Below are 19,223 nucleotides of genomic sequence, written 5' to 3'. Positions count from 1 at the left end.
AGTGAAAATGCTTGCTCAATTTTCTTCCTACATAGATAATAAAGAAGACTTATGACTGATACTAACCTGATCGAAATCAAAAATGTAAATAAAATTTATGATAACGGTGTCGTTGGCTTAAAAGACATTAATCTGAATGTTAAAAAAGGCGAATTTCTTGTGATTGTCGGTTTATCCGGAGCCGGAAAGTCCACTTTACTACGTTCAATTAATCGTCTCCACGACGTGACGTCCGGCGATATTCTGATTGACGGGCAATCAATCCAACACGCTAGCGGCAAAGCCTTGCGTATGATGAGACGCAACGTTGCGATGATTTTTCAAAACTTTAACTTGGTTAAACGTGCTTCCGTCAGGAGGAACGTACTTTCTGGCAGGGTTGGCTATTATGGCTTTCTTCGTTCGAGTTTTGGTTTTTGGAAGAAAGAGGATGTTCAGCATGCCGTCACGGCTCTCAAACGGGTCAATTTAGCCGAGAAATTTTATGACCGTGCCGATGCGTTATCCGGTGGACAGCAGCAGCGTGTTGCAATTGCCAGAGCTTTAATGCAGGAACCGAAAATTATGTTGGCAGATGAACCAACGGCAAGCTTGGATCCGGCGACTTCCAATCTTGTTATGGATGATTTAAAAGCACTCAACCAGGATTTAGGTATCACAGTGGTAGCGAATTTGCATAACGAGGAGTTGGCGTTAAAATATGGTTCTCGGATAGTTGGATTGAGAGACGGCGAGCTGATTTTCGATAAAGAGGCCGATCAAGTTTCCGAATCGGATTTTCAACAAATTTATCAATCTGTTCAAGATAAGCATGAGGCGGGATCCAAATGAATGTCCTGCCAAAAAGAAGTAATACACAGCGTTTTCACATCAAAGGGGTCCTGTACTTTTTTCTAATCATTTTTTTGTTGATTTTTTCTTCAATTATTACCGGTACGCAACTGGACCAATTTTTTAATCATGATTCATTAGGCCAGTTTGCAGTCCTTTGGCAGAAGATGTTTCATCCCTATTGGCCTTACTGGTCATATGTTGTTGGGCCATTACTAGACACAATCAGAATGGCACTGGTAGGAACGCTTCTAGGTACCATTATTGCCATTCCATTTGCCTTATTATCAGCAAGAAATATTGTGTCGCTAGGCTGGCTTCGTGGTGTCATCCGCGTTATTTCTAATCTGGTTAGAACGCTGCCTGATCTTTTATTGGCAGCTGTTTTCACTGCGATTTTGGGTTTCGGCCCTTTGGCTGGTGTGGTGACTTTGCTGATTTTCACTTTTGGACAAATGGCTAAGCTGATGTTTGAGGCGATCGAGACAATTGATCAGGGGCCATTAGAGGCGTTAGAAGCTGCCGGAGCAAGCAAAGTACAAATCATTATCTTTGCTGTTGTACCACAAGTTTTGAATACCTTTTTCTCGAACTTTTTATACACATTCGAAGTTAATGTGCGCGCTTCAACTGTGATTGGCTATGTTGGCGCTGGCGGTATTGGCCAGCTGCTCCAAGTGACGATTAATCAATTCCGTTACGATGAAACAGCTGTCATTATTTTTGTGATTTTGATAGTGGTTGTATTAATTGAATTTATGAACAATTATTTGCGGGAGAAGCTGGCATGATAGATATTCCGAAAAAAAGTTTTCTTCGAAAAATTCAGCCCTACGTGATTGCGATTATCATTCTTGCGATCTATATTTGGGCCTTTGCCGGCATTCAATTTAATGGTATTCAACAGATGGCTGGACAGATCACGGCTGCCGTTTTTAACGGGCTGGTTCATCCAGATTGGCAGTTTGTTTCTGCACCGCTGGACAGATGGCTGAATGCAACTTTTCAAACCGGCATTCCTTCGACCTTGGCGACGGCTGATGGTGAAGATTTGGTGGCCAAACTTCTGCAGACAGTTGCGATTGCATTTTTGGGAACCTTTGTTTCGGCTTTCCTGGCTATTCCCTTTGCTTTTTTGTCAGCACGCACTGAAGGAAGAAGCCGCGAGTCTTGGAAACAACGCGCCAAAGCTATTCTCTATTTGGCGGTTGGTATGTTAGCTGTTGCGTTAATCATCTGGGGATTTCGTTTAATTTTTGGTTTTGATGTTTTCCCGAAAAATTTATTTATCTTCATTTTTGTGCTTTGGTTTTTTGAAAGCCTCTTTATTGTTGCGAATGGCCTCGTGCAAGATATCAGTAAATATACGATTTTTCGTCCCAAATCCACTAATGGTAAATTTATTCTGACTTTTATACGTGTGTTTCCTGAAATTGTCCTGGCTCTGATGTTTATCAAAGCTGTTGGCCCGGGTTCTTTTGCTGGTGTGCTGGCTTTATCCGTTCATTCAGTTGGTATGCTGGGTAAACTAGACGGTGAGGCAATTGAAAATTTGGATCGCGGCCCTAATGAAGCGATTGTTGCTGCTGGTGGGACGCAATTAGATACTTTGACGTTAGCAACGCTGCCAAACGCGATGCCAAGTTTTTTGAGCAACACTTTGTATCGCTTTGAAATTTCTGTACGATCTGCTTCTATTTTAGGAATGGTCGGTGCCGGTGGTATTGGACAGGATTTGATTTTAAGCACGCAGGTACGTAATTGGCCGCGGGCTGGCATTATCTTGATTGGCGTTGTGATTATGGTGACACTGATTGACTTTATATCTGGGCAACTGAGAAAGCGGATCATCTAATTTATGAAGTTGTATATCCTGTCCACGTCTGATGTACATGGTTACATTGCGCCAAGTAATTTTGTAGATTCGGAGCAAACGGATTTTGGCTTGGCTAGAGCGGCTAGTTTAATTAAAAAATTTCGTTTGGATCATCCAAACGATCTAGTTCTGACAATAGAGAACGGTGATTTCATTCAAGGATCTCCCTTGACGAATTTTATTGCTCAAAAACATCCTGAATATGCGTCACTGTATCAGAAATTTGCCGATATTATTGGCTATGATGTGCGAATTTTAGGCAACCATGAATTTAATTATGGCTTGTCTTTTTTAAAAAAAGCAATTGGGCCGGATGCGGGCGTTTTGGATGCTAATGTCTTTGAAAGACAAAAAAATTTATACCCAAATCCTTATAAGATTTTCAACTACGCTTCCACGAAAATAGGTGTTTTGGGATTAACGACTGAATATATTCCGCATTGGGAAACAGCTGCCCACCTTGGCAATGTCCACTTTGAAAATCCGGTTGAAACAGCGAAAAAGTACATTCCTATCATGCGTGCTCAAGAGGCTGACATTATTGTCGTGGCTTACCATGCCGGTTTTGAATGTGACTTAAATAGTGGCGAAGCGACGGAAAAATTTACTGGTGAGAACCGTGCTTATGAACTCCTGCAGCAAGTTCCCGGTATTGATGCGCTTGTTACTGGTCACCAGCACCGTAAGTTGGCACAATTAGTTGATGCTGGGCACTGTTCCGTACCGGTTACCCAGCCGGGTTATCAGGCGGAGGCAGTCGGGGAAATCGAATTGGATTTTGATCCTGCGAATAAGCAAATCACGCGCAGTGAGGCTTGCCTGCTACCAACGAAAAATTTTGTGGCCGACACAGATATCATGCAGAAACTGAATCAAGTGCAGAAGCAATTGGATAGTTTCTTGGATGAAAAAATTGGCGAAATCCAACCCGACATGCTAATTAAGGATCCGTTCGCTGCTCGTCTGCATGGCCATCCTTATTTATCGATGATCAACAAAGTACAGGGGCAGGCCGTGCACGCTGATATTTCTGCTACTGCCTTGTTTTCTGATGGACAGTTTGGATTAGGAAACGTTGTCACACGTCGTGCTATTGCAACAAACTATCTTTTTCCTAATACGGCCGTGGCTGAAGAAGTATCGGGACGCGATCTCCTATCAGCTTTGGAGCGTGCTGCGGAATATTTCATTGTAGATTCTGACGGCAAAATTAACATTTCGGACCGTTTTGGTATTACTAATATTCAACATTATAACTACGATTATTTTTCAGGCATTGATTATACTTTTGATCTTACACAACCTTTTGGCCATCGTGTTAAAAATGTCAGTTATCAGGGTAAAAAGATCGAGTTAAATAAAAAGTATCGTCTAGCTATCTCGAACTATCGCAGTTCGGGTGTTGGAGGCTACACTAGTTATTCAGTTGACAAAATTGTTGAAAGTTCGACCGTAGACATGGTGGATCTGATAAGCAATTACATAGCTGATCATTCACCGATCAAGTCGCAACAGCCAACAAATTTAACGATTATTTCAAAATGAGTTTTTTGGCATCATTTTACTTATACTTGGCTGTATGGGTAGGAAAATTACGATTAAAGAAGTTGCTGCTAAGGCCGGGTTATCAGCTACGGCCGTCAGCCAAATCCTGAATGGCAAAGGCGCGCGTTTTTCCAAAAAAAATATTCAAAAGGTTCTGCAGGCAAAAGAGGAGCTGCATTATGTACCAAATTCTGCCGCAAGAAACCTCAGTAATAAGACGGATTCTACGATCGGGGTCTTGGTACCAACAATTTCCAACCCTTTTTTTAGTGAATTTTTACAATTGCTGGAAAACTATTCCGATGCACATACACATATTTTAATGGTCGGCTTGGATGGCGACAGAAGCCAGCTGTATTCTGCGATTGAAGGTTTGATTGGCCAGAATGTTGACGGCTTGATTATTGCAGTTGCCATTCAAGAAAATTCTCAAGTGACCAATTTGTTAAAAGAAAATCGCACCCCTTATATTGTGCTTGATCAAAATAGCAGCAAAAATTCTGATTTTATTGCTTCTGATGACTTTCATGGCGGTGAAATTGTTGCACACTATCTTTATTCGTTAGGACATCGCCGCTTCAGTGTCGTGGTGCCTGATAAAAATGCGATGACTGCCAATTTAGCCTTGCGATTACAAGGTTTTACAGAGACCTGCCGCGATTTAGGTATTCAAACAACACAAATTCAAATTGTTAAAACTGCTTTTACGAAACATGGCGGGCAGCGGGCTGTCCCAAATATTCTAGCCTTTAAACCAAGTGCGATTTTTACTTTAAGCGATGAATTAGCAATTGGCGTTTTGGGCGGTTTATTTAACGCCGGCGAGCAGGTACCGCGGGATTATTCCTTAGTTGGTTACGATGATACAGATTATGCCGAATTCACAAATCCTAAGTTAACTACTGTTCGCCAGCCCGTAGAGCTGATTGCCAAATATGTTTTGGAAATGCTGAAGAATAGAATTGCGGATCCCCAAATAGACTGGCAGGTTATGGCTGTTGATGTTGAGTTGATTGTACGCGACTCGGTTCGAGAAATTTAAATTCTTTCAGTAAAATGTAAGCGTTTTCGTTGAATATTTGTTATACTATTCGCAGATGGTAAACCGTTTTACCATACAAAGGGATGCATTAAGCGGCTGGGGATTCGGCCGGAGGGGGACGTAATCGAAAAACAAAATAAAAAAATTGTTGTCTTGGGGTCTTTGAATGTCGATACGATTCAGCACATGGATAAATTGCCTGAACGCGGCGAGACGATTCACATTAACAGTCTGACGAGTGCACCGGGCGGCAAAGGGGCCAATCAAGCCGTTGCGGCTGCTAGGCAAGGTGCGCAAGTCAGCTTTATCGGAGCTGTGGGCGATGATGCTAATGGCCGTTTTATGAAACAAGCATTGGCTGATAATCAGATTGATGTTTCTCGGATTGTGACTAAGTCGGTACCAACCGGGTCAGCTTCGATTCTGCTGGAAGCTGATGGCAGCAACACGATTCTAGTATATGGTGGTGCCAACATGCGGGTAACGGTGGAAGACGTTCAGGCAGCCGAAGATGAAATTGCTGAAGCAGATGCGATTATCACTCAATTTGAGACGCCGATTCCAGCTGCGATCCGTGCTTTTGAAATTGCGAAGAAGCATCACGTTATGACGATTTTAAACCCGGCCCCGGCGAAAAAGATTGACGCGGGACTGCTGCGTTTATCTGATTTTGTCACGCCCAATGAGACCGAGGCACAGGTTTTAATTGACCAGGATGTTGCCTTTAATCAGGACTCACTCATGAATGCTGCTCAAGCATTAGAAAAATTAGGCGTCAAAAATACATTGATTACCTTGGGGAAGTCAGGGTCCTTTTACAAAGTCGCTGATAAATCCGGTATGATTCCGAGTTTTAAAGTTAAAGCTGTCGATACGACTGCCGCTGGTGATACTTTTATCGGTGTTTTTGCGGCCAACATCAAAAACGATTTGAGCAATTTGGTACCAACGCTGATTTGGGCCAGCCGGAGTTCTTCGCTGACTGTCCAAAAAGCTGGCGCTTTGCCTTCTATTCCTACTTTTGCAGAGGTTGAGGCAGATGAAAAATGAAAAAAGGTGTTCTGTTAAATTCTGAAATTTCGGCTGTCGTTGCTGATATGGGCCACTTTGATACTTTGGCTATCGGTGACGCCGGCATGCCTGTGCCTGCCGGTACTAAAAAAATCGATTTGGCTGTGACAAAAGATTTACCTCGTTTTGATGATGTTGTAAAAACAATTCTTCAAGAATTGGAAGTTCAAAGAGCCTATGTTGCTTTAGAAATGAAGACAAATAATCCAGAAGGATTAAAGAGCCTAATTGATATTCTGGGCAGTCAAGTGGAAATTGTGTTTATTCCGCACGAACAAATGAAAAAAGACCTTAAATATGCGCGGGCATTTGTCCGCACCGGCGAGGAACATCCTTTTTCAAACGTGATTTTAGAATCAGGCGTTGTCTTCTAGAAAAGAGGAAACATGAAAATTGAGCTGAGAAACATTTGGAAGGCCTTTGGCCAAAACTCAGTTTTAAAGGGTGTCAATATAATGATTCAGCCAGGGGAAGTACATGCCCTGGTTGGTGAGAACGGGGCCGGCAAATCTACTTTAATGAACATTTTGACCGGGCTTTTAAAAGCTGATCGAGGCGAAATTATGGTTGATGGCAAGGCTGTTCAATATCCCGATGCAATGGCTGCTGAACAGGCTGGTATTTCCTTTATTCATCAGGAAATGAACAATTATAGCGAGATGTCAGTTCTGGACAACATGTTTATTAATCGTGAAATCAAAAACAAGTTCGGTCTCTTGGATGAAGAAAAAATGGCCGAAATTGCTCGAAAATATCTTGCCCAAATGGGATCGGATGTCAATATTTACGATGAAATCGGCAGTTTGCCGGTCGGCAAGCAGCAAGTGATTGAAATTGCCAAGTCGTTAATGACCAAGGCCCAAGTCATTATTATGGACGAACCGACAGCGGCTCTGACACAGACTGAGATCAAATCCTTGTTTAAAAATATCCAAAAATTAAAAGCGCAGAATGTGTCATTTATTTATATTTCTCACCGTATGGAAGAGATTTTCCAAATTACGGATACAGTGACTGTGATGCGCGATGGCGTCAGTGTCTCTAGCCGGCCGACAGCACAAAGCCGAATTACTCAGCTAGTTAAAGACATGGTTGGCCGGGATATAGGTGATTTTTACCCGAAAAGAACGCCGCAATTAGGCAAGGAGGTTTTAAAAGTTTCTGGTCTGAGCGGAGCGAGTTTCTCCAATGTCAACTTTCAGCTTCACGAAGGTGAAATTCTAGGATTTTCAGGTTTGATGGGTGCCGGCCGTACAGAAACGATGCGGGCAATATTTGGTGTCGATAGGGTGACCGCTGGCGATATTTATGTTCATGGTCAGAAAAACAGGATTGCCAATCCTGCTGAAGTGATTAAAGAGAATATTGGTTTTTTGACAGAAAATCGTAAAGATGAAGGATTGATTTTAGACTTCAATCTGAAAGAAAATATTGTTCTGCCAAGTATTGACGGCTTTAAAAAAGGTTTATTTATTGATGAGAAGGCTGTCGATGAGTTTACCGAAGCGTTAATTAAACGCCTAGGTGTCAAAGCCATGAGTGAATATGATCTGGTTTCAAGTCTATCGGGTGGCAACCAGCAGAAAGCTGTCTTGGCAAAATGGATTGGTGCTGGAACAAATATTTTAATCCTTGACGAACCCACTCGAGGCGTTGACGTCGGTGCCAAAAAAGAGATCTACGATCTGATGAACGAATTGACGGATCGAAAAGTTGCCATTATTTTAGTCTCATCTGATCTGCCTGAGCTCATTGCCATGTCGGATCGGATTGAAGTAATGTATGAGGGGCAGCTGGTCGGTGAATTAGATGGCACAACAGCAACTCAAGAGCAGGTTATGGCACTTGCGACAAAGGGGAAATAAAAAATGAAAACAGGTACAAGCAATTCTGTAAAGTCTTTCCTGGCCAAACTTGGACCATGGGGAGCTCTGATCGTTTTAGTACTGATCGTGGCAATCCTGAACCCGGCCTTCTTGGACATTAACAACCTTTTAAATTTATTAAGACAAGTCTCAATTAACGCCATTATCGCCTTTGCGATGACTTTTGTCATCTTAACTGCCGGCATTGACTTGTCCGTTGGTTCGATCCTGGCTTTTTCCGCTGCGATTACAGCTCAATTAATTGTCAGCGGCGTGCCAACTGTTATCGCTGTTGTTAGCGGTATCTTACTGGGTGGTGTTGCCGGTGCAATTAATGGTTTACTAATCACAAAAGGCGGTGCTGCGCCGTTTATCGTCACTTTGGCTACGATGACCATTTTTCGTGGTGCCACCTATGTTTTCACTGACGGCTCACCGATTACCGGTGCGAAAATTACAAATAATTATAGTTTTCAAGTGCTGGGGCGGGGATACTTTCTCGGTATTCCGGTTCCGGTCATCATTATGTTTGCCGCATTTGTAGTCCTTTACCTGCTGCTTCATCGCATGAGCTTTGGCCGGAAAACTTATGCAATTGGCGGCAATATCAAAGCAGCTTTTGTTTCTGGTATTAAAACAAATAAAATTCTCATCTGGATTTATGCGATCTCTGGAGCTGCTGCGGCTTTGGCCGGCATGATATTAACTTCTCGTTTGTCCTCGGCACAGCCGGATGCGGGAACTGGATATGAAATGGATGCCATTGCCTCGGTCGTATTAGGCGGCACAAGTTTGGCTGGCGGAAAAGGTCGGATTTCCGGTACTTTTGTTGGTGCTTTGATTATCGGGGTCTTGAATAACGGCATGAATTTGTTGGGTATTTCGAGTTTTTACCAACAGATTGTCAAGGGCGTTGTGATCTTGATTGCTGTCTTACTAGACCGCAAGAAGAGTAAGGCCTGAGGAGGAAACGATGTTAAAGAAAAAAACTTCAATTATCTCAATCGGTCTCATTGTCATTATCTTGGTCGCTCTGTTTATTTCCGGTAAACCATTGCTGACACTGAATAATCCTTGGGTCCGAATTGATCAGAATAAACGTATCGATGCCAAGCAGCTGAAAATTGGTGTTTCTATTTCAACGATGAATAATCCCTTCTTTATTTCAGTAGCGAAAGGCATCAGAACGCAGGCCCGTAAGCAAGGTGTTAAACAACTGATTATTGATGATGGTAAAAATGATACATCCAAACAGTCCAACGACATTGAGGATTTGATTCAGCAAAAAGTTGATCTGCTGATTGTTAACCCTGTCGACTCTGATGCGGTGACACCTGAAGTGAAGGCGGCTAATGATGCCGGCATCCCTGTGATCGCCATTGATCGGTCTTCCACTGGCGGCAAAGTGCTCTCTCTGGTGTCGTCAGATTCTGTCTTGGCAGGCAGAATGGCTGCTGATTTTTTGATCAAAGCCTTGGGAAACAATGCTAAAGTGGCTGAATTGCAGGGGATTCCTGGTGCCTCAGCCACACGTGATCGTGGAAAAGGTTTTGATGGCAATGCACGAGGAAAGCTATCTATTGTTGCCAAGCAGACAGCTGGTTTTGATCGTTCTCAAGGATTGTCGGTCGCGGAAAATATTATTCAGGGGCATCCTGATCTCCAAGGTATTTTTGCGCAAAACGATGAAATGGCTTTAGGTGCCGCACAGGCTGTGAATGGTAAAAACATTGTGATTGTCGGTATCGACGGTGAAGCAGATGGTGTTGCTGCTGTCCGTTCCGGCAAAATGAGTGCAACTGTTGCGCAGCATCCCCAAAAAATGGGTGAAATTGCCATTCAAATTGCGATTCAGCATTTTCAAGGTAAAAAGATTGCTAAATGGACAAAATCACCAATTGCTCTGGTAGCGAATAGACAATATCGTAATTTAGTGAAGTAAAGATTGTGTGTAGTTAAAACGGCGATGGCCGTTTTTCTTTATACTTAGAAGTTATGAACGTAATTATTGATTCTGATCCAGGCATTGACGATGCAGTCGCTTTGTCAGTTATTTTAAACAACCCGGCTTTTCATGTTAAATTGATTACAACAGTTGCTGGTAACGTAACCGTTGATAAAACCACGAAGAATGCTTTGCGTCTTGTTGAATTTTTCAATATGCAGACGCCGGTTGCGACTGGTGCTAGTCAGCCTTTAATTAAAGCTTTTGAAGATGCTGCCCGTATTCATGGCGAATCAGGCATGGAGGGCTACATTTTTCCAGCCATACAAAGCAGTCCAATTAAGCAGACGGCTGCTGAAGCTTGGCACAATGTACTGGTACAAAGTGATGAGAAGGTCACATTAGTCTTAACCGGTTCTTACACTAACTTCGCATTATGGTTTCGTCAATATCCACAGGATCTGGCTAAAATTGATCGAGTGCTTGCAATGGGCGGCAGTATCTGTGGCGGCAATATGACCAGTGCGGCTGAGTTTAATGTTTTCACTGATCCCGATGCAGCTAAGATTTTACTTTCTGCCGGGCTGCCGATCACAATGGTTGGGCTGGATGTCACGCTGAAAGCCATGGTCAACCAAGATTGGATCCATCAGGTCAGTGCCATGAACCGATCCGGAAAAATGTTAGCAGCTTTGATTTCGCATTATAATGACATTCACGCTGAAGGTTGGCCGATTCATGATGCTAATACGATTGGCTATTTATGCCACCCTGAGTTTTATCAGACTAAGGATGTATGGGTTGATATCGTAACAGAAGGACCGGCAATTGGTGAAACGGTTGTCGATATCCGTGCTGCCTATCATCAAGGCAGGACAAATGCCACAGTGCTGACTGATATTGATGCCGCACGTTTTCGCGATTGGCTTCAAGACCAAATTGCAAAAATGCCTTAATCAGTTATCTTATGTATTTTAAAGGAGGATTTTTTGGCCGAACAATTATTTAACACCGAGCAGGCAAAAGAAAGGGTCATTTTAGTGGCCTTGGAAAACCAAAAAAACTCGGCAAGTTTTGCTTACACAATCGAAGAATTCAAAAATTTAGCGGCCGCCAACAATTTAAATGTGGTGGACGTTTTGACTCAAAAATATGATCGTCCTAATGCCAGCACTTATTTCGGCAAGGGCAAAGTTACAGAATTAAAAGAGCTCGTTGCTGCTAGAGAGGCCGAATTGGTGATTTCCAATGATGATCTGACGGCCACTCAAATTCGTAATCTGAAAAAAAAGATAGGTGGCGGTACAAGAGTTGTTGATCGTACGGCTTTAATTCTGGATATTTTTGCTTCTCGCGCGAAGAGTAAATTGGCCAAACTGCAGATACGTTTGGCACAAAAACAATATCAATTGCCACGGCTGCATACGGCTTTGGCTAATGAATTGGATCAGCAGGGCGGAGCTGGCGGCGGGTCCTTTACCAGCCGTGGTTCCGGAGAAACAAAACTGGAATTAAACCGCCGCACAATCGAGGATCAAATTACTCAAATCAAAGCCGAGCTAAAAACGCTATTGTCTGCTTCAACCGTTCAGCGATCTCAGCGCGATCATTCTGGGCTAAAAACGGTTGCCCTTGTCGGCTATACAAACGCCGGCAAGTCAACTTGGATGAATCGCATGATCGAAAAATATTCAGAAAGCAAAGAAGATATCGATGACAAAAAAGTCTTTGAAAAAGACATGCTTTTTGCAACGTTGGATGCAACAGTTCGTGCGATACGTCTGCCTAATAAAAGGCGTTTCTTATTGTCTGATACGGTAGGTTTTGTTTCTAATCTGCCGCATAACTTGATTGCCAGCTTTCAATCTACATTGGATGAAGCTGTGCATGCAGATTTGCTGGTGCAGATTGTCGATGTTTCCGATCCGCATTATCGCGATATGATGGCGACGACAAAATCGACTTTAGCTGCGATTGGCGCCGAGCAGATTCCAATGGTAACGGTGTTTAATAAAGCCGACAAGGCCGGTGTTACCTATCCAGAACGCAGCGGCGAGGATTTAATTGCCAGTGCTTTGGACGACAATTCCTTGGATGCTTTCATCAAGCTGCTGGATGAGAAATTATTCGCCGATTTTAAAACAGTTGAACTAATGATTCCTTTTGATCAAGGGGCTGTGGTGAATCAAATTCTAAATGGGAATAACGTTTTAGAACAAGATTTTACCGCCCAGGGTACTCGACTGCGCGTAGAATTGCCGGCTGCTCAAATTGAAACTTATCAGGCATTTGTTCAGAAATAGTGTTAAAAAAGCTCGCACTCAATGTTGTGCGAGCTTTTTCTATGATCATATATGTTGTGTTGACAATCTTTTAGTCGGCATTGATATCGATAAACTTGAATTGATCAACATCGAAAAGACCTTGATCTGTGATCTTTAAGCTTGGAATAACTGGCAGAGCCATGAAAGAGAGCGTGAGGAAAGGATCAAAATTAATATCATCTGATATGTCTTTGAATGCCGATAGCAGTTTCTTTTGTTTATCAATCACTTCTTGGTACGGCTTATTAGACATTAAGCCCCCAATTTCAAGAGGCAGTTCACGAGCAAAACCATCTTTGTTAACCAAAATCAAGCCGCCGCCCATGCGCTTTAAGCGATCGTAGGCGATAATCATAGCCTTGTCATCAACACCAGCGATAATCATGTTATGTGAATCGTGAGCAATGGTTGATCCGATTGCACCTTCTTTAAGATTAAAGCCGTGAATAATACCCAATCCATGACCTAAATTATGGTAGCGTTCGGCCACGACAATTTTTGCATAGTCCTCATCGGCAACAAAATTACCTGTTTCATCACGAGAAACGGTCTCCACAGTATGCTGCGTTGTAATGTGATGAGGCTGGACATTAATGACGTGAGCGCGATCACTTTTTAAAGGCAGTTTGAGATCATCCAGAGTTAGATGTGCATTGATAGCCGGACTGGTAAAAGTCAATACTTTGGAATCGAGTTTGTCTACCCATTTACCGGCGGTCATGACTTTCTCGGCCTGGAAATTCTTGGGATCTGACGTCAAGACTAAGTCGGCAATATAGCCGTCTGTCAGCGCACCGACATTTTCCAAATGTTGTGCCACGGCGGCATTATAACTGGCAATTGTAAAAGCTCTTTCAGCTGGAATACCTTCATCAATTGCTAAACGGACGTTATTGTCGATTGATCCTTCTTTTTGAACATCAATCGCGGATTTATCATCCGTGCAAAAAGAGAAATAGGACTGATTGTTTTTATGGACAACCGGTAGAATTGATTTTTCATCGCGTTCAACAGTTCCTTCACGGATAAAAACCTTCATACCGGATTGGATTCTTTCTAAGGCTTCCTTGCCGGATGTGCTTTCGTGATCGGTGTCAATTCCGACAGCTCTGTAAACAGCTAATTGTTCACGCGTTAAGCCTGACCCGTGTCCATCGGCGTGGTGGCCTGCTGCTTGAGCATCTTTAATTTTTTGTAACATGTCTGGATCTTGGTTTTCTACGGCTGGAAAATCCATGACCTCGGCTAAACCATTGATTTCTGGGAAACCGTAAAAAGGTTTTAAGGCATCGGCGTGTAAAACAGCACCTGCGTGTTCGAAATTTGTGGCTGGAACCGAACTTGGCAGCATGTAGTGAATATGCAGAGGCGTATTTCTGGCTTCTTCAATCATATAAAAAAGCCCAGAGACACCCGAGACAGACCCTATTTCATGCGGGTCGGCGAAAATTCGAGTGACACCGTGCGCTAATTCTAGTTTGGCTAATTCTGATGGTGCCAAAAGTGATGATTCGATGTGTAAATGAGCATCTATCAAACCTGGCACAATATATTTGCCTTCTGCGTCAAAATCGTGAGCAGCTGTTAGTTTTTCTGATTTACCACGGAAATAGACAGCTCCATGATCAATCCATAAATCTGTATCTTCAAATTTTTGGTTAAAGACATCCAAAATTTTGGCGTTAAAAATGTGTAAGTCAACTTGCTTTCCCATATTGGCAACCATTATGACATAACAAAAAGCGAAAAAGAAAGTCTTTGTAAGCTAAACTAACCAAGATTCGGGTTAACTAATACTTCTGGGCCGCTTTCTTTACCGACAACAACTTCGCTAACCATATTAAGGAAAAGGCCGTGTTCAACCACGCCAACAGTTTTGATTAATTCATCTGCCAGTTCGACCGGTTGTGTGATCTTGTGCAGATGCAAATCCAAAATAATATTATTGGAGTCTGTTTTAAATACATGGCCCGCTTGATCTTTTCGAATCACCGGCTCAAAACCTGCCTGGTTGAATTTTGCGAGAACATGCTGGCTGCCAAATGGAATTACGTCGACCGCCAAAGGAAAGGCACCAATTGTGTCGACAATTTTAGATTCATCGACTACCCAGACAATTTTTTTGGAATTGATGGCAACGATTTTCTCCCACAGCAAGTTGCCGCCGCCGCCTTTGATACCGTTAAAATTGCTGTCCACTTGATCAGCACCGTCTATCGTGAGATCAATACTGTCAACTGAATCCAAATCAACAACCTTGATACCTAATTTTTTAGCTTGCGTCGCAGTTAAAATGGAAGTGGCAACGGCTGTGAATTGCAGACCCTCTTCTTGAACACGCCGGCCAAGTTCATCGACAAGCATCCGGACAGTCGAACCACTGCCAAGGCCGACTATCATACCGTCTTTCACGTAATCGGCTACTCGAACTGCAGCGGCCTTTTTTAATTTATTTTGAAGTTCCTCGTTCATATCTTACATTATAGTCTTTCCCTTTAATTGGCTGATATACTTAAAAACAGAGGGGCTTTAATATATGACTGCTAATGAACATCGCATGGTTTTAATGGCACTTTCTGCCAATCTGCCGCTGGCTGAGAAAATCGCAAAACGTCTGCATCAACCTTTGGCCGATGTTAATTTGGATCGATTCGCGGATGGTGAAATTCGCTTGAACATTAATAATTCGGTACGCGGAGACAATGTCTTCGTGATTGCACCGACGGCCGCTTCACCGCATGCCAGCGTAAATGACAACATTATGGAATTATTCATCGCGGTTGATGCTTTGAGACGAGCTTCGGCTCATGCAATTAACATTGTGATGCCTTATTACGGTTATGCTAGGCAGGATCGAAAGGCGCGCAGTCGAGAATCAATTGCTGCACGTATTATTGCCGATCATCTGGAACAAGCTGGTGCCACACGTGTGATCGCCTTTGACCTGCACGCATCTCAAATTCAAGGATTTTTCGATATTCCTGTCGATCATTTGATGGGTGCGCCAATCTTGGCTGATTATTTATTATCCAACCACTTGATTGATCCAGAAAATTCAGTTGTTGTTTCACCAGACCATGGCGGTGTCCGTCGAGCTAGGGAACTGAACCAGTTTTTGGGTCTGCCGGATTCTTATGCTGTGATTGATAAGCGCCGTCCTGTTGATAAGAAGAACACGGTCGAAGTTTTGAATTTAATCGGAGACGTCGATGGGAAGACCGCCATCATCATTGACGATATGATCGATACAGGGCATACGATTGTTGAAGGTGCCAAATTGTTAAGAGCAAAGGGTGCCAAGAAGATTATTGTTGTTGCCAGCCATGCCTTGCTATCGGGCGATGCACCGCAATTACTGCAGCATTCTGATTTTGATCACGTGATCGTGACCGATTCGATTGATATTCCAGAATCCAAGCGTTTTGACAAGCTGCAGATTGTCAGCGCCGATGATTTGTTTGCTAGAGCCATCACGGCTGTCCAAGAAAACGGCAGCGTCAGCCCATTATTTCAAAATAGATACCACCGCGGATTTGAAAGCGATTAAGTTTTAGGCTGTCAGTATTTTTTGCATCTTGCGGTGCTGAATGTTAGCATCCAAAAAGATGTCGCCATAGGCGGCGTATCCTAAATTTTCATAAAAAGAAATTGCATGAACTTGAGCCTCCAGCTCAAGTTCTTTTATATGTTGTTTTTTGGCGTCGATTTCAATCTGTTTCAATAATTGGCTGGCAAATCCTTTTCCACGAAAATTTTTGAAAGTTGCAACACGCCCAATGTGCCAGCTATCATGATTCACTGTGTAGATTCTGCTGGTCGTGGCCGGCTGCCAGTCCTGCACATAGCCGACATAATGCAGACAATGGCCATCTTGCCCGTCTATCTCGTCTGCTGGGCTGACATTTTCTTCCAGCATAAAGACAGCTCGGCGGATTTTCATAGCATCATCAAGAACTTTGCCAGGTCCGAACTGGCTGGCAATAATTAATTTTTCGTTATCTGACATAATCACTTAATTATAGGCTGTTTTGCAAAATCTAAAATGGTCTTATACAAGGCTGAAAATTGTTTGGATTGTTAATAAATTTTAGAAAAAAAGACGGCTTCATTATATAATTGCCCTTATGGTAGAAGCGATACATCGGCCGACTCGTTTGGAATTTTCCAAATCTGCTCTGGCTTATAACGTTCAATATGTAAAAAAAGTCTCTGGTGCCAAATTATTATGGCTGGCAGTCAAGTCTAATGCTTATGGGCATGGGCTGCTTTTGGTGTCAAAATTAGCCAAACAAGCAGGAATCGATGGTCTGGCCGTGGCTGAGATTGATGAGGGTATCGCGATTCGTAAAGCGGGTTTGAACGATTTCATCCTCATTTTAGGGCCGACAGATGTTGCAGACGCGCCTCTGGCCGCTAAGTACGGTTTTTTAACAACTGTGCCTTCTTTGGATTGGTTAAAGCAGGCAGACAAGTTGTTAGGTGATCAGTGTTTGGCAGCCAACTTAGCTGTCGATACAGGCATGAACCGGATTGGGGTTCGCGACAGACAGGCGCTGCAGGATGAAATTGATTATTTAAAAGCACATGAGGACCATTTTAAGTATCAGGGGATTTATACGCATTTTGCCAGTTCGGATAATGCTGATGATCGTTATTTTCAAAAACAGAAGCAGCGCTGGTATGATATGACAAAGGGTTTGCCGATGCCTGAATTTGTGCACGTCATGAATTCAGGCGCGGCTATGTATCACGCCGATGAATTGCCTGGATGCAACAACATTGCGCGGGTTGGCACAGTGGTTTACGGCGTAGAGCCTTCAGAGGGAGAACTTGGCCCAATCGACAAATTAAAGGCTGTTTTTCAATTAAAATCAGCTTTGAATTTTGTCAAGAAAATTCCCGCCGGCGAAGGCATTAGTTATGGATCTAAATTTGTGACAGATAAAGACAGTTGGATCGGCACGATTCCGATTGGATACGGGGATGGCTGGCTGGCTGAATACCAGGACTTTTCGCTTCTGATTGATGGCCAGCGCTGCCGACAAATAGGCCAGGTTGCAATGGATCAGATGATGGTTTTGCTGCCAAAAGAATATCCAATCGGGACCGAAGTGACTTTGATCGGCAAAGATGGCAGCGAAGAAAATACCTTATATGATCTGCATAAGCATTCAGGTGTGCCGCCTTGGAAAATTACAGTTGCTTTCTCGGACCGTTTGAAAAGAATCGTGGTGGATTAATGGCAAACGATTTATTTGATCTTGCAATAATTGGTGCTGGCCCAGTGGGTCTTTTTGCGCAATATTATGCCGGTCTGCGTGAATTGAAAACGGCTTTGATTGAAGCGACACCGCAATTGGGCGGGCAGATTACAGCTCTTTATCCTGAGAAAAATATTTTGGATGTGGCTGGTTTTCCCGGTATTTCTGGCCGTGATCTTGTCAAAAAATTACAGGAGCAGGCTAATTTGATTGATGGCAAAACTTTTTTGAACTCCAATGTCACGAATTTAAGAAAACAAGATAGTCAATTTGAATTAGAAATTAATAATCATGCTTTGATTACAGCTAAATCAGTCATCATTGCCAGCGGAAATGGTTCTTTTAGCCCCCGTAAATTGTCTGTACCCGGTGCTGAGGAAATGTTCCAAGCCGGCAGGATGCGATATCTGCTGCCGAATCTGGCTAAAAGCCCATATCAGGATTTCACTGTGGTCGGCGGCGGCAATACAGCAGTCGATTATGCACTGGAATTAATCGAGCACGATAAACAGGTGCATCTGATTCATCGTCGGGATCGCTTCAGAGCGCTAGAATCCTCAATTACCAAATTACAGCAAAACCCGCTGGCAACTTTTGAAACGCCTAATAAAATTGTCGGTCTTCAAATATCAGACGGTCGTTTGGCAATTCAAATGCAGAATATTGACGATGACCGCTTGCAGACTATTGTGACTGATCAATTGATTGTTGGGTATGGATTTACTGCCTCATCGGCCAGCTTGGACTTATGGGAGACGCTGCCAGTCAAAATTAACAATGGTTTTGTGACTGATCCCACACAAATGACCTCAATCCCAGGCATTTTTGCGGTCGGGGATGCCAGCAGTTATGCCGGAAAAGCGGATATTATCGCCAGCGGTTTTGGCGAAGTACCAACAGCCGCCAACTCGGCTGTTAATTATTTTGATCCCGAACGCGGCGGCCCAGCCCATTCCACAAGTTTGAATCTAGGAGAATTTCATGACTGAATTAAAAGCTGATACAACTTTAAGCAAAGTATTTTTGGCCGCTTACGAAGACGAAAAGGATACGACGGCCAATTTGGCCAATGCGGCAGCTGTATTATTCCAATTTGTCGAGGACATTAACTGGGCCGGTTTTTATCTGTTTTCTAAGGAGGATGGTGATTTAGTCCTAGGCCCCTTTCAAGGCCTGCCGGCCACTCCGCGGATTGCCCAAGGAAAGGGCGTTGTAGGGACCGCATTCGCCAAACAACAGATTATCATTGTACCGAACGTTCATCAGTTTGCCGGACATATTGCATGTGATCCAGCCTCGAATGCCGAAATTGTCTTGCCGCTGACAAAAGCTGATGGCCAAAAAATCGGTGTGATGGACATTGATTCGACAACAATCAACCGTTTTGATGAGCAAATTAAGATGGATTTACATGACTTTTCAGCAACTTTGATTGCCCACATTTAATACCTGTCTTTTTGTTC

At 43.1% G+C, this 19,223-nt stretch carries 19 protein-coding genes; 16 read left to right on the top strand and 3 right to left on the bottom strand.

Features of this window, described 5'->3' with window-relative positions; all coding sequences use genetic code 11:
• The first annotated feature begins 51 nt into the window (after window positions 1–51).
• The 12 genes from phnC (at window position 52) to hflX (ending at window position 12,478) form a co-directional block, all read left to right on the top strand.
• On the top strand, window positions 52–831 hold the full coding sequence (gene phnC / locus OKIT_RS01745; protein WP_007744785.1) for a phosphonate ABC transporter ATP-binding protein: 780 nt from the start codon (window positions 52–54) through the stop codon (window positions 829–831).
• On the top strand, window positions 828–1,622 hold the full coding sequence (gene phnE / locus OKIT_RS01740; protein WP_007744783.1) for a phosphonate ABC transporter, permease protein PhnE: 795 nt from the start codon (window positions 828–830) through the stop codon (window positions 1,620–1,622). Before phnC ends, phnE begins: the two co-directional genes overlap by 4 nt.
• The gene (locus tag OKIT_RS09745; RefSeq protein ID WP_007744781.1) at window positions 1,619–2,686 is read left to right on the top strand and encodes a PhnE/PtxC family ABC transporter permease; all 1,068 of its coding nucleotides are present in this window, start codon (window positions 1,619–1,621) and stop codon (window positions 2,684–2,686) included. Before phnE ends, OKIT_RS09745 begins: the two co-directional genes overlap by 4 nt.
• A gap of 3 nt (window positions 2,687–2,689) precedes the next feature.
• Window positions 2,690–4,252 carry a bifunctional metallophosphatase/5'-nucleotidase gene (locus OKIT_RS01730; protein WP_007744779.1) on the top strand — a complete coding sequence of 521 codons (1,563 nt, stop codon included), beginning with the start codon at window positions 2,690–2,692 and terminating at the stop codon, window positions 4,250–4,252.
• 34 nt (window positions 4,253–4,286) lie between these two features.
• Complete coding sequence (gene rbsR / locus OKIT_RS01725; protein ID WP_007744778.1) at window positions 4,287–5,294, top strand: ribose utilization transcriptional repressor RbsR; 1,008 nt, start codon at window positions 4,287–4,289, stop codon at window positions 5,292–5,294.
• Window positions 5,295–5,417: 123 nt separating this feature from the next.
• Window positions 5,418–6,344 (top strand): ribokinase, encoded by a 927-nt coding sequence (gene rbsK, locus OKIT_RS01720; RefSeq protein WP_028291826.1) that lies wholly within the window; start codon window positions 5,418–5,420, stop codon window positions 6,342–6,344.
• Complete coding sequence (gene rbsD / locus OKIT_RS09740; RefSeq protein ID WP_007744774.1) at window positions 6,341–6,739, top strand: D-ribose pyranase; 399 nt, start codon at window positions 6,341–6,343, stop codon at window positions 6,737–6,739. The genes rbsK and rbsD overlap by 4 nt, the downstream gene beginning before the upstream one ends.
• 12 nt (window positions 6,740–6,751) lie before the next feature.
• Window positions 6,752–8,230, top strand: a complete 1,479-nt coding sequence (locus tag OKIT_RS09590; RefSeq protein ID WP_007744772.1) for a sugar ABC transporter ATP-binding protein — start codon at window positions 6,752–6,754, stop codon at window positions 8,228–8,230.
• A gap of 3 nt (window positions 8,231–8,233) precedes the next feature.
• Complete coding sequence (locus tag OKIT_RS09585) at window positions 8,234–9,193, top strand: ABC transporter permease subunit (RefSeq protein WP_007744771.1); 960 nt, start codon at window positions 8,234–8,236, stop codon at window positions 9,191–9,193.
• Between the two features lie 10 nt (window positions 9,194–9,203).
• On the top strand, window positions 9,204–10,172 hold the full coding sequence (locus OKIT_RS01700; protein WP_007744763.1) for a substrate-binding domain-containing protein: 969 nt from the start codon (window positions 9,204–9,206) through the stop codon (window positions 10,170–10,172).
• Between the two features lie 53 nt (window positions 10,173–10,225).
• Window positions 10,226–11,131: a ribonucleoside hydrolase RihC gene (rihC, locus tag OKIT_RS01695; protein ID WP_007744758.1), complete on the top strand. Its 906-nt coding sequence runs from the start codon at window positions 10,226–10,228 to the stop codon at window positions 11,129–11,131.
• A 33-nt stretch (window positions 11,132–11,164) separates the two neighbouring features.
• Window positions 11,165–12,478, top strand: a complete 1,314-nt coding sequence (gene hflX / locus OKIT_RS01690; protein WP_007744756.1) for a GTPase HflX — start codon at window positions 11,165–11,167, stop codon at window positions 12,476–12,478.
• Window positions 12,479–12,548: 70 nt separating this feature from the next.
• Here hflX and ade read toward each other — a convergent pair whose 3' ends face one another.
• Together ade and rpiA are read right to left on the bottom strand one after the other, a co-directional pair.
• A complete protein-coding gene (ade, locus tag OKIT_RS01685) occupies window positions 12,549–14,213 on the bottom strand; it encodes an adenine deaminase (RefSeq protein WP_028291825.1) in 1,665 nt (554 codons plus the stop codon).
• 56 nt (window positions 14,214–14,269) lie between these two features.
• On the bottom strand, window positions 14,270–14,971 hold the full coding sequence (gene rpiA, locus OKIT_RS01680; RefSeq protein ID WP_007744749.1) for a ribose-5-phosphate isomerase RpiA: 702 nt from the start codon (window positions 14,969–14,971) through the stop codon (window positions 14,270–14,272).
• 64 nt (window positions 14,972–15,035) lie between these two features.
• On the opposite strand from rpiA, the gene OKIT_RS01675 reads away from it, so the two are divergent.
• Window positions 15,036–16,046: a ribose-phosphate diphosphokinase gene (locus tag OKIT_RS01675; RefSeq protein WP_007744747.1), complete on the top strand. Its 1,011-nt coding sequence runs from the start codon at window positions 15,036–15,038 to the stop codon at window positions 16,044–16,046.
• Window positions 16,047–16,049: 3 nt separating this feature from the next.
• Here OKIT_RS01675 and OKIT_RS01670 read toward each other — a convergent pair whose 3' ends face one another.
• Window positions 16,050–16,505: a GNAT family N-acetyltransferase gene (locus OKIT_RS01670; RefSeq protein WP_007744746.1), complete on the bottom strand. Its 456-nt coding sequence runs from the start codon at window positions 16,503–16,505 to the stop codon at window positions 16,050–16,052.
• Window positions 16,506–16,623: 118 nt separating this feature from the next.
• Here OKIT_RS01670 and alr point away from each other — a divergent pair, with 118 nt between their 5' ends.
• The 3 genes from alr to OKIT_RS01655 are packed head-to-tail and all read left to right on the top strand — an operon-like array spanning window position 16,624 to window position 19,206.
• Window positions 16,624–17,739 carry an alanine racemase gene (alr, locus tag OKIT_RS01665; RefSeq protein ID WP_007744745.1) on the top strand — a complete coding sequence of 372 codons (1,116 nt, stop codon included), beginning with the start codon at window positions 16,624–16,626 and terminating at the stop codon, window positions 17,737–17,739.
• A complete protein-coding gene (locus OKIT_RS01660) occupies window positions 17,739–18,749 on the top strand; it encodes an NAD(P)/FAD-dependent oxidoreductase (RefSeq protein WP_007744743.1) in 1,011 nt (336 codons plus the stop codon). Before alr ends, OKIT_RS01660 begins: the two co-directional genes overlap by 1 nt.
• Window positions 18,742–19,206 carry a free L-methionine (R)-S-oxide reductase MsrC gene (locus tag OKIT_RS01655; protein WP_007744742.1) on the top strand — a complete coding sequence of 155 codons (465 nt, stop codon included), beginning with the start codon at window positions 18,742–18,744 and terminating at the stop codon, window positions 19,204–19,206. The genes OKIT_RS01660 and OKIT_RS01655 overlap by 8 nt, the downstream gene beginning before the upstream one ends.
• Window positions 19,207–19,223 lie beyond the last annotated feature (17 nt).

This window comes from Oenococcus kitaharae DSM 17330, assembly GCF_000241055.1.
Classification (GTDB): Bacteria; Bacillota; Bacilli; order Lactobacillales; family Lactobacillaceae; genus Oenococcus; species Oenococcus kitaharae.
This window is presented reverse-complemented; position numbering and strand designations above follow the sequence as displayed.

Coding starts and splice junctions, on each gene's coding strand:
- rihC (WP_007744758.1), top strand. CDS start 10,226: ATGAACGTAATTATTGATTCTGATCCAGGCATTGACGATGCAGTCGCT.
- rbsR (WP_007744778.1), top strand. CDS start 4,287: ATGGGTAGGAAAATTACGATTAAAGAAGTTGCTGCTAAGGCCGGGTTA.
- OKIT_RS01730 (WP_007744779.1), top strand. CDS start 2,690: ATGAAGTTGTATATCCTGTCCACGTCTGATGTACATGGTTACATTGCG.
- ade (WP_028291825.1), bottom strand. CDS start 14,213: ATGGGAAAGCAAGTTGACTTACACATTTTTAACGCCAAAATTTTGGAT.
- phnE (WP_007744783.1), top strand. CDS start 828: ATGAATGTCCTGCCAAAAAGAAGTAATACACAGCGTTTTCACATCAAA.
- rpiA (WP_007744749.1), bottom strand. CDS start 14,971: ATGAACGAGGAACTTCAAAATAAATTAAAAAAGGCCGCTGCAGTTCGA.
- OKIT_RS09745 (WP_007744781.1), top strand. CDS start 1,619: ATGATAGATATTCCGAAAAAAAGTTTTCTTCGAAAAATTCAGCCCTAC.
- OKIT_RS09585 (WP_007744771.1), top strand. CDS start 8,234: ATGAAAACAGGTACAAGCAATTCTGTAAAGTCTTTCCTGGCCAAACTT.
- OKIT_RS01660 (WP_007744743.1), top strand. CDS start 17,739: ATGGCAAACGATTTATTTGATCTTGCAATAATTGGTGCTGGCCCAGTG.
- rbsD (WP_007744774.1), top strand. CDS start 6,341: ATGAAAAAAGGTGTTCTGTTAAATTCTGAAATTTCGGCTGTCGTTGCT.
- OKIT_RS01675 (WP_007744747.1), top strand. CDS start 15,036: ATGACTGCTAATGAACATCGCATGGTTTTAATGGCACTTTCTGCCAAT.
- OKIT_RS01655 (WP_007744742.1), top strand. CDS start 18,742: ATGACTGAATTAAAAGCTGATACAACTTTAAGCAAAGTATTTTTGGCC.
- alr (WP_007744745.1), top strand. CDS start 16,624: ATGGTAGAAGCGATACATCGGCCGACTCGTTTGGAATTTTCCAAATCT.
- OKIT_RS09590 (WP_007744772.1), top strand. CDS start 6,752: ATGAAAATTGAGCTGAGAAACATTTGGAAGGCCTTTGGCCAAAACTCA.
- phnC (WP_007744785.1), top strand. CDS start 52: ATGACTGATACTAACCTGATCGAAATCAAAAATGTAAATAAAATTTAT.
- OKIT_RS01700 (WP_007744763.1), top strand. CDS start 9,204: ATGTTAAAGAAAAAAACTTCAATTATCTCAATCGGTCTCATTGTCATT.
- OKIT_RS01670 (WP_007744746.1), bottom strand. CDS start 16,505: ATGTCAGATAACGAAAAATTAATTATTGCCAGCCAGTTCGGACCTGGC.